Below are 10,487 nucleotides of genomic sequence, written 5' to 3' on the forward strand. Positions count from 1 at the left end.
TTTTAGGCAGCCTCCTCTGGTTGGTTTGGTTTGTCGTTGGATTTATTGTTTAGCCAGTTGCGTGACTTCGCCACGGTTTTTCCCAGAACCTTGAATTGCAGGCAGTCTTCGTAGGGGCACATCTCCACACACCGCAAGCACATTATGCATTGGGAAGTTGCCACGTCCCCGCCTTTGAGCTCGTAAACCTCGGTAACTTCAGTTGGGCAGACCCGTTTGCAGATGCCGCATTTCGTGCATTTCTCCGCGGTTTTCTCCAGCCGCACCCCCGACACCCACTTAAACGGCGCAAAACGGTTAAACAACGCAATCAACCCGCCCAACGGACAAATGCGACACCACGAACGCCTGAAAAAGAACGCTGCTATAGTAACTAGAATCAGTATGGAAACGTTTAGCGATGTTACGTATTGTCCTAGTTGGAGGAAGTCGCCTGTGGTGGGGCTGAAAATCCAGTCGGGGCGCATTACGCCTGTGTATGCTTGGGAGAAGACGCATAGGGGCTTCATGGGGCAGACTTGGCAAAACGGCGCGGCAAAGTACGTGTAGATGAAGCCGCCTTTTTCGGTTTCGGGGATTAGTTGGGTGCCAAATAGGCTTTGGGAAGCAAAAAGTACGCTTAGAATGAGCATGGCGGCTAATATGACGTAGCTTAGCTGGTGGAAGCGTTCGTTAAATTTGGGTGAGAAACGCCGATGCCGTATCTGCAGGGCTTTACGCAGGCGGGTAATCAAATCCACGTACAGTCCAAACGGGCAAATCCAGCCACACCAAAACCTGCCCAGCAGAACCGAAGCCACAACCACCAACCCAACCACAATCGCCAACCGCTCCGCGCCTGACATCAAGTAATCTACGCCCCAGCCGCGTCCCGCATCCCAAAACGGGTAAATGTACGCCTGCAGCTCCCAAAGCGGACACGTCACCGTGCGTCCACAGGGAAACCAGCAGCCAAAAACAGGCAAAGGCAAACCATCAGGCAAATCCCCAAAAGCCTCTGCACCGATAAGGTATTCGTGAGTGGCGATTTGCTCGGCGGGTATGGGCAAGTTTTGATGGTCGACAAAAACGCCAAAGAAGATTAGGAAAATAAAGGCGATTTGCACGAACAATCGTATGCCACTAATGGTTCGGGTTTTGTTTCTTGCTCCTGCAGCTATAGCAACTACGCCTACGCTTAGCGATATGGCAGCTAACGCAAAGATGAGGTAGTTAGGTTTGAATGGGGGCAAGGGTAGGGGGGTGGGTTGGGGTGCGAGGGGGTTGTTGGGGTCGGTGACGTTGGCGTAGAGTCTGTCGCTTATGTGGTCGCGGATGGGAAAGATGTTCCAGTAACCAACCATGTCAAGCGTTTGGGTTACAGAGAAGCGCCCCTGCGCGTCCGTGGTTACGTTACGATCAATCCACGTGTAATCAGGACGAGTAAAAGTTACGCGTATAGTAAAGTTGGCGTCAGGAGGAGAGATTTCGCCCCAAACGGTAACCGACTCACCCAAGTAAACGTCGACCTTGCTGATGTTTGCGGTTATGCAAGGACCATAGCAGGCAAGAGGCGGCTCAACCTCATAGGCAGCGGGGGTTTGCTGGTTAACCTGTGTAGCGAGCGGGGCGGGATTGTTGGTTGCGGCGGTAGCTTGCAGGGCAAAAGGCTGAGCTACAGATAAGAAAAAGACTGCGACAAGCAGCATGGCAGGTACAAAAACGGTTTTGGGCGACAACTTCCTTTGCTTGCTAGAAGCCAGAGCCACACCCATCTCTTTTATGCCACCAGTTCAGCACGTAAAAATACTGACTTAGCCTTAACTTAAAAACCTTGGCAAACCCCCAGTTAACCCCCAACACGCGCACTAACAGAGCAAAAACAGCCTCAGCAACAACCAGAAGCACAGAAACCTTTTGGCAAAGTTTTCGAGAGGGGTTAGATGGTGATGGTTTCTTGTTTTTCTGGTATGTGGACGTTGGTGAGGGGGCTGATTTTTTGTTTGAGGGCTTGGGCTTGTTCGATGTCGCCGTGGATGAGAAGCGTTTTTTTGGGTTTGAGTTTTTCGACGAGTTTTGTGAGTTGGGTTTGGTCGGCGTGTCCTGAGAGCTCGATTTGGGTTATGTCTGCTTGCAAGGTGAAGGATTCGCCGTTGACTTTGAAGTGGCGGTTTTCTTTGGCGGCTTTCATGGGGCTATCGGGGGGCAGGTAACCGGAGGTTAGGATGATGGTGTTGTAGTCGACTTCTGCCCACTGCATTAGCAAGTTGAGGCTTGCGCCTGCGTGTCCAAACCCTGAGGTGCAGATGACGATGGCGGGTTCTTGGATTTCGCTGGTGCGCTCAAGGTTTTTTACGTGCTTGTAGGTGAAGGGTTGGCTTTGCTCTTGAAGCTCTTTGGTGAACAGGTGCGGGTTAGCGTTAAAGTGCGCGGTGACTTTGTTGGCTAAATTTGAAATTGTGTAAACGTTGTATTTGGGCAGGACACCTTGTGTTATGGCGTTGTCGATGCGTTTAGCCATCTCCTGTGTGCGGTGGAAAGCAAACGTTGGAATCAAAACGTTCCCCCGATGCCTTAGGGTGACCTTGACTTTAGAGAAAAACTGCTCTATCAACTCTTTGCGCGGCGGTCTGACTTTTCCGCCGTATGTGGACTCGGAAATCAAAACATCGGGAGTCTTGGGCAGCGCGTCGATGGTGCAGCCGTCAAGAATCTCGGTGTCGTGAAGGCAAAAGTCCCCCGTGTACAGGACGGTTTTGTCTTCGCATTGGAGGCTTATCATTTTGGCTCCTGCGACGTGCCCTGCGCCGTGTAACTGGGCGGTCATGCCTGGCAAGTTGAGGTGGTCGGTTACGAGCCAGGAGTCTTTGACTTTGGCGGCGGCTTGGATGTCGTAGTTGGCTTTGCCTTTGGAGTTTTGGATTTTAATCATGTCTTTGAGCAAATCAACGGTTATGTCGCGGGTAATTTTAGAACCCACAATTACCTGTTTGTTTCGGGACTTGTGCAGGCGTACTAAACTGCCCGTGTGGTCCAAGTGGGCGTGGCTGATGAATATGGCGTCAAAGTTTTTGGGGTACTGGTCAGTTACGCCGTCAAGTTTTATACCGTAATCTAAAGCGACTTTGCACTCTTGGGTTTCAACTGCAACACAAGAACCGCCAACTTCACGGGCGCCGCCTAACACTTTAATCTTCAACTTGTCACCTCAAACCCAAACGCATGCTTTCAAAAAGCAAACTACAGCTCAACTACCGCTTGGGATACTTCAACGTAAACGGCAGCAAAGAAACACATTAACCTATTGATAAAAACAGCAGGTTTCCCACAAGCAACCCATGCGTCAACCAGAACATGCACAAAAAACCGTGCAAGCCTGAAAGGTTTGTTTAACCAACTTTTTTAATAGAGTAGCAGATATTTGAGTAGCTAATAGGTGCGCAAGATGGTAGATGCTGAGATTTCTAAGAGGCTAAAAGAAGAAACAGAGCAAATACGCAGTTACCTCAAAGAGCAGGGAAAGATAGAAGAAAACATAATGCTTCCACGAAAAGAGTCGGTGCAGGGCGAAGCGGTGGCTGTGGCGTATCCGATTTTGGGTTTGGAGAAGTATCTGGGTTTGTGTGAAAGTAGTTTGCGTTTGGCGTATTTTCCTTCGGTTTCGATTTGTCATGATGTCATGCGTACGGTTACGTATGTGAAGTTTGGGGAAGAGTTTGGGGATGATTGTTTTGTTGTGAATGGGGAAAAGGTGGATAAGAGGGGTATGCGGGCGTTTGGGATTTTGGAGCGTTTTCGACAGGATACGGGAATTAAAACGCGGGCGCTTGTTGTGTCGCGAAACATATTTAGGGCGGGCGAGGGCGCGAAGGGGTTGGGCACGTCAGCGTCTGCGGGTGCGGCGTTGGTTAAGGCGATGATAGCAGCAGCGTACGGCGAAGAAACGAGCAATAACACGCAGCTTACCTCTGCCTACGCAAGGCTCTTCGCAGGGTCGGCGTCCAGGTCGGTAACAGGCGGCATTTCAGTTTGGTTCTCATACGAAGGCATAAAACCTCAAGAATCATACTCCAAAAGAGTCGACAACAACCAGTTAGACCTCAAACTCGTCTCAGTACCAATGCCACTAGCAATTACCACAGATCAAATGCACAAACAAGCCGTTTTATCCCCCATCTACCAACAATGGATAACCAACAAAGCCAAACACACGCTAGAGTTAGTCAAACATGTAGAAGAAAATAACGTACCCAAAATAGGCGAAATAGCCGAAGCCGACACAAGATTCTTCCACGCCATGCTACTAACAAGAGGCGCCCTAGTCTGGAGACCCGAAACAGTTGCCCTAATCCACCTCGCAAGAAAACTAAAAGCCCAAAACATACCCGCACACTACTCCATCGACACAGGACCAACAGTGTTTTTCATAACGCAAACCCAGCATGCACAAAAAATCGCAGAAGAAGCCAAAAACATCGTGGGAGAAAAATACCCCGTTGTCGTAGCAGACATGGCTGGTCCAGCGCAGATAAACAAAGAGCAAGAAACCAAGAAAGCCTTGCTTGAAGACGCAAAAGCAGCGAGCTAAAGCAAGCAGATCAGGTATAGCGTGCTGTGTTACACGCGCCAGAGGCTTTGTCCGTGGAATTGCAGGAGTAGATTGCAAGGTAACAGCACAGGCTGTGGTTTTGGGTGTGGTTTAGGCGGGTTTGGTTTTGTTTGGTTCTGGTAAGACTTTTCAATAAGAACCTTGATTATTGAGTGTGAAGGTTCGTAGTGATGAGCGAAGCAAAACCCACGATTTTGAAAATCGGCGGCTCCGTGATTACTGACAAGAACGGGGAGCTTGCTGCTAAAACTGAAGCGATTAACAGGATAGCGGAGGAGATTAAGCGGGCGGATATGGATAATTTGGTTGTGGTTCATGGCGGCGGCAGCTTTGGTCATCCCACGGCGCAAAAGTACAACATCAGTGAGGGGTTAAAGGAGGATTCGCAGAAAGTCGGTTTTTCCGAAACCCATCACGTCATGACGGTTCTTAACGGGTTGGTTATGGATGCATTTGTTTGGCACGAAATACCCTCCCTAAGCGTTACGCCCTCATCATGCATCACCACCGAGGATGGCAGGATAAAAACGTTTGAAGACTCCATTGTTTGCAAATGCATGCAGATGGGGTTTGTTCCTGTGCTTTACGGCGACGCAGTTTTCGACCAAAAGAAGGGCTTCACAGTGCTTTCAGGCGACCAACTCGTCGCATACTTAGCCACCAAGCTAAAAGCACAAAAAATCGTCATAGGCGTTGACACTGACGGCTTGTTTGACTCAGACCCCAAAACCAACAGCGAAGCACAACGTTACCCCCGCCTAACCCTAGACGAACTCAAAGAGTTACAGGGTAAAATCGGCAAAGCCCAAGGAACCGACGTGACAGGGGGCATGGCAGGCAAAATCTCCGAGTTAATCCCAGCTATCGAACAGGGCATCCCAGTTAAAATTGTGAACGCGTCTAGGGGTCAACGGGTTTACCGTGCCTTAGCGGATTTGAATATTGAGGGCACGTTGATAGAGAAGAAGGCGTAAACTTGGCTGAGGAAACAATAAAACGCAAAAACGAACATATTCAAATCTGCTTAGAAGAAAAAGTGGAGGCGAAAAACGTTACTGCGGGATTTGAAGACCTCAGCTTTGTTCACAGGGCACTACCTGAAATAGACAGAGAAAAAATCGACCTGTCCACCACGTTTTTAGACCACAGATTTGCTGCGCCGCTTCTTGTAGGTGCCATAACAGGCGGTACAGAAAAAGCAGAGAAAATTAACACCATCATAGCCCAAGCAGTGCAGACGCTGGGTTTAGGCATGGGCGTTGGCAGCCAAAGAGCAGCCATAGAAGACCCCAAAGTCGCACAGACGTTTGTGGCGGCAAGAAAAAAAGCGCCCAACGCGTTCTTGATTGCAAATATCGGCGGCGTGCAACTTGTTTATGGCTACGGCGTAGAAAAAATAAAGAAAGCCATAGAGATGATTGATGCCAACGCCGTTGCGATTCACCTCAATGCTTTGCAGGAAACGGTGCAGCCTCATGGGGATACGAATTTTGAGGGGGTTCTTGCAGGGATTGGCAAGTTGGCTGACGCGTTGGATAAGCCAGTTATTGTGAAGGAGACGGGTTGTGGTATTTGTGGTGAGGACGCGAAGAGGCTTGAGGAGGCGGGTGTTGCAGCAATTGATGTTGGAGGAGTTGGCGGAACCAGCTTCGCCGCAGTGGAGTATTACCGCGCCAAGAAAGAGGGCAACAAAACGCAGCAAAAACTTGGGGAAGCATTTTGGGATTGGGGCATTCCTACCGTGGCAAGTGTAGCTGAGGTATCGCAGTCCGTAAAGATTCACGTAGTTGCCTCAGGGGGTTTGCGTAGCGGCTTGGATGCAGCTAAAACGTTAGCGCTTAACGCAAGCATGGCTAGCATCTGCTTACCAGTGCTGCACGTAGCAGAAAAAGGCGTTGAAGAAACCCAAAACGCTCTAAAACAAATAACCGAAGAAATAAAGAACACCATGTTTCTGGTTGGAGCCAAAGACCTCTCTGACTTAGCACACGTTCCCATCGTAGTAACAGGAAAAACCAAACAGTGGCTCAACACACGCGGCTTCAACACAGACATTTACGCCAAAAGGAGAGAATAACGTGGACATCAAAGAAATCCTAGCTGAAAACGCGCCCAAAATCGACCAAACAATCGAAAAATACATTCCCCAAAAATTCACCGAAGACGCGGTTTTGTTTAAGGTTCTGCCGCCAAATTACAGCCACAACACACAAGCTTTGACGAAGGCAATTTCTGAACCGATTTGGTATGTACTTGGAGGCGGGGGAAAACGCTGGCGCCCAACCCTTTTCCTAATTATCTGTGAAGCTTTGGGCAAAAACCCCGACGAATACATAGACTTTGCCATAATTCCCGAAGTTGTCCACAACGGCACCTTGGTAATTGATGACATTGAAGATGGCTCAGAAGTTCGAAGAGGAAAACCCTGCCTACACAGGACAGAGGTTGGCGTGGACATTGCGGTGAATGCGGGAAACGCCATGTATTATTTGCCGTTGCTGTCGTTGATGGAGCAGAAAAACAAGTTTTCAGCGCAGGAACTTGCAGATGTTTATGAGGTTTACGTTCAAGAGATGATTAACTTGAGCATGGGTCAAGCGATGGATATTGCTTGGCATAAAGGCTTGGCAAACGCGGATGCTGTGGGCGAGGAGGCGTACATGCAGATGTGCGCGTACAAGACGGGAACGTTGGCGCGTATGGCAGCTAAACTTGCTGCTGTATTGGCTGATGGTAGCAGCGAGGTGGTGGAGAAGTTGGGGCGGTTTGCTGAGAGCATCGGGGTGGCGTTTCAGATGCAAGATGACATCTTGGATTTAACCAGTGCACAGTTCGCAGAAGGCAAAGGCGGTTTTGGACAAGACATCACCGAGGGCAAACGTACCCTACTGGTCATCCATACGCTGCAAAAGGCTTCAACTGCTGACAAGAATCGGTTAATCGAGATTTTAAACATGCACACATCTGAGCAGGCGCTACGAGATGAAGCCATAGCAATCATCAACAAATACGGCGCGGTAGACTACGTCAAAGCCAAAGCCTCAGGGATGGTGGAGGATAGCTGGCGCGCAGTAGATGGGCTTTTAGAGGCATCAAAGGGTAAGGAAAAATTAAAAGCCTTCGCGGAATTCTTGGTTAGAAGAAGCATCTAACCTCCGCGAGAGTCCATGTTATGTTAAACGAAAACAGTGAACTTAGGCAGCTTATCAGAAAATATGCGTTGATAAACGCCGCAGCCCATGGTGGCAAAGCTCAAATTGGTGGCGTTCTTGGGAGAATCCTTGGCGAGAAAGCGGAGTACCGAAGCCAAGTCAAAGAACTCTCCGCGGTTATTAACGAAGTTTTAGCAGAAGTTAACGGTCTAGGCGTGGAAGAGCAAAAAAGAATTGTGGAGGAGAACTGGCCGCAGACACCAGCCAAGAAAGAGAAACCTGAAGAAAAACAGTTGCCAGACTTGCCAGAAGCCGACAAATACAAACAAATAATCACGCGGTTTTCACCTAACCCCGACTGCGTGCTGCATTTGGGTTCTGCCCGAGCCATCGTACTGAGCCACGAGTACGCACGCCGCTACAAGGGCAAATTCATTTTACGTTTTGAGGACACTGACCCGAAAGTTAAGAAAGCCACGTTAGAGTTTTACGGCAAAATCCGCGAAGACCTAAAGTGGCTGGGCTGTAGCGCCGATGAAGAGTACATCCAAAGTGACCGAATCCCCATCTACTACGAGTATGCCCAAAAACTCCTAAGCGATGGCCACGCGTACGTGTGTACTTGTGTTCCTGACGAGTTCAGGGAAAAAACCATCCAAAAGCAGCCGTGTCCTTGCCGCAGCCTGCCGCCCACAGAGCAACTCAAACGTTGGAACAACATGCTAGATGGCACCTACAAAGAAGGCGAAGCCGTAATGCGCGTCAAAACCGACTTAGACCACCCCAACCCCGCCGCCCGCGACTGGCCCGCCCTGCGAATCGTCGACACCCAAAAGCATCCGCACCCGCGCGTAGGCAGCAAATACCGCGTCTGGCCCTTATACAATATGGCAGCAGGCACCGACGACCACCTGATGGGCATGACCCACATAATCCGCGGCAAAGAACACCTAACCAACGGCGTCAGGCAACAATACATGTACAAGTACCTGGGTTGGGAGTACCCGCAGGCAATCTATTACGGCAGGCTCAAGATTACGGGCGCGTTTTTGAGTAAATCCAAAATCATCCAAGGCATCAAAGACAAAGAATTCACGGGTTTTGACGACCCTCGACTTGCCACCTTCGCGGCGCTGCGCAAACGCGGCATCACACCCCAAGCTATCAAGCAAATGATAATTGACGTGGGACCTAAAACCGCTGACGTCACGCTGAGTTGGGAGAACCTGTACGCGCATAACCGCAAAATCCTTGACTCCCAAAGCAACCGCTACTTCTTTGTCGCCGACCCAACTAAACTCAAGGTAAAGGCGCTGCCTAAAGCGTTTGAAGCCAAACTGCCCTTGCATCCCGAAAATCCACAGCGCGGCAGCCGTGAATATACCCTAAATCCTCAAGGGGCAGAGGAGGCGGTGGAGTTTTGGGTTAACAAACAAGACGCCGCCGGCATGGAGGAGGGTAAGGTGGTTAGGCTTATGGAGTTGTTTAACATCACCGTGCAGTCTGTGGGTGATGAGGGGGTGGAGGCGGTGTTTAGGAGCGAGGCGTACGAGGACGTGCGAAAGCTTCGGGCAAAGCTGATTCACTGGATACCTGTTGGTCAAGAAACGCCGTGCACTGTGGTTATGCCTGATGCAGGTGTGGTTGAAGGCTTTGCAGAGGCAACTTGCAAAAACTTAAAACCCAACGCGGTGATACAGTTTGAACGCTTTGGATTTGCCCGCATAGAAGAAAACACGCCAAAGCTAACCGCGTACTACGCCCACAAATAACCAAGAGGAAGTTGCATGCGTAAACAAAAAAAAGTCATCATTTGGCCTGCCTATTTCGATTCAGGCAAAACACGAAAGGAAGGGCGCCGCGTAAACAAAGACGCCGCTGTGCATTCACCCAAAATAGATGAACTAGAGCAAGCAACCATACAGCTTAACCTTGAATACGAAACCATACCCGACAAAGGCTACCCCAAAACACCATGGAACAAAACAGGCATGCTCCACGTAGAAAAAGACCAATCCAAAGAACACGTCATAAACCAAATCGCAAAACAACTACAACAAATCAAAGCCCAACAAGCACAAACCCAACAAAACCAAAAACCAACCAAAAAACGCCACAAAAAATAACCTCTTTTTCCACACACAAACCCATCACCACCAACCTATTAGCCACCTATTTGGATCCAAATTTTAATTCTATGCAGAAACCATAGGGGGAGGGGGTCTACTGCTGTTTTGCAGGTTTAAAATTTTGAGCGTGGGCTCTGCTGTGGGTTTTGGTGTAAAAGCAAGAAGTAAGAGAAGAATAGAGAGAGTTGGGGTTTTAGATGAGGACTGCGTTGATGACGCCGTCGTTTCCAGGGCGGCTGGTTACGCGTGCTATGCCTAGGTTGGTTTCGATTTGGGCGCCTTTGGTGATGACTCCTCTGCGGTTGTAGTCTAGGTTTGCGGGGTTTTTGACTACGCGTGTGATGGTGGTTTTTTCTGTTTTGCCTGTTTTGGGGTCGGTTACTGAGGCGTATTTGTCGCTAAGAACTTTGATTTTGCTGTTGCCGCCGTATCCTCGGGTGGATTTGCGTTTGGGTTCGCCTAGGATGGTTTCGGCTGCGAATGTGCCTTGCTCATACTTGCGTTTTATGCGGTATACACGTTTTCTACCGCCTGAGAGCTTTCTTTTGTGCATGTGGCCGTGCCAGACTGACATTTCACATTTCCCTTTGTTAGTTAGATTGAGTGTTCACTTAAACC

General features: G+C 49.4%; 9 protein-coding genes. 6 read left to right on the top strand and 3 right to left on the bottom strand.

Annotation, left to right across the window (positions count from 1 at the left end; translation table 11 throughout):
- Positions 1 to 2 precede the first annotated feature (2 nt).
- Positions 3 to 1,718, bottom strand: coding sequence for a 4Fe-4S binding protein (locus tag NWF04_06820; protein MCW4006288.1), 1,716 nt, complete (start codon positions 1,716 to 1,718; stop codon positions 3 to 5).
- Between the two features lie 200 nt (positions 1,719 to 1,918).
- Entirely contained in the window at positions 1,919 to 3,178 is a 1,260-nt protein-coding gene (locus NWF04_06825) for an MBL fold metallo-hydrolase (GenBank protein ID MCW4006289.1), read from the bottom strand.
- A 246-nt stretch (positions 3,179 to 3,424) separates the two neighbouring features.
- Here NWF04_06825 and NWF04_06830 point away from each other — a divergent pair, with 246 nt between their 5' ends.
- The 6 genes from NWF04_06830 to NWF04_06855 all read left to right on the top strand — a co-directional run bounded on the left by NWF04_06830 (position 3,425) and on the right by NWF04_06855 (position 9,866).
- Positions 3,425 to 4,567 (top strand): hypothetical protein, encoded by a 1,143-nt coding sequence (locus NWF04_06830; GenBank protein ID MCW4006290.1) that lies wholly within the window; start codon positions 3,425 to 3,427, stop codon positions 4,565 to 4,567.
- A gap of 191 nt (positions 4,568 to 4,758) precedes the next feature.
- Positions 4,759 to 5,562 (top strand): isopentenyl phosphate kinase, encoded by an 804-nt coding sequence (locus tag NWF04_06835; GenBank protein ID MCW4006291.1) that lies wholly within the window; start codon positions 4,759 to 4,761, stop codon positions 5,560 to 5,562.
- Positions 5,563 to 5,564: 2 nt separating this feature from the next.
- Positions 5,565 to 6,665, top strand: a complete 1,101-nt coding sequence (gene fni / locus NWF04_06840; GenBank protein ID MCW4006292.1) for a type 2 isopentenyl-diphosphate Delta-isomerase — start codon at positions 5,565 to 5,567, stop codon at positions 6,663 to 6,665.
- A 1-nt stretch (position 6,666) separates the two neighbouring features.
- Positions 6,667 to 7,740: a polyprenyl synthetase family protein gene (locus tag NWF04_06845; GenBank protein MCW4006293.1), complete on the top strand. Its 1,074-nt coding sequence runs from the start codon at positions 6,667 to 6,669 to the stop codon at positions 7,738 to 7,740.
- 20 nt (positions 7,741 to 7,760) lie between these two features.
- Positions 7,761 to 9,512 (top strand): glutamate--tRNA ligase, encoded by a 1,752-nt coding sequence (locus tag NWF04_06850; protein ID MCW4006294.1) that lies wholly within the window; start codon positions 7,761 to 7,763, stop codon positions 9,510 to 9,512.
- A gap of 15 nt (positions 9,513 to 9,527) precedes the next feature.
- Positions 9,528 to 9,866: a signal recognition particle protein Srp19 gene (locus NWF04_06855; protein ID MCW4006295.1), complete on the top strand. Its 339-nt coding sequence runs from the start codon at positions 9,528 to 9,530 to the stop codon at positions 9,864 to 9,866.
- Between the two features lie 196 nt (positions 9,867 to 10,062).
- On the opposite strand, the gene NWF04_06860 is transcribed toward NWF04_06855, so the two are convergent.
- Positions 10,063 to 10,443: a 30S ribosomal protein S8e gene (locus NWF04_06860; GenBank protein MCW4006296.1), complete on the bottom strand. Its 381-nt coding sequence runs from the start codon at positions 10,441 to 10,443 to the stop codon at positions 10,063 to 10,065.
- Positions 10,444 to 10,487: the final 44 nt, after the last annotated feature.

It is taken from the genome of Candidatus Bathyarchaeota archaeon, assembly GCA_026014465.1.
GTDB lineage: Archaea > Thermoproteota > Bathyarchaeia > Bathyarchaeales > Bathycorpusculaceae > JADGNF01.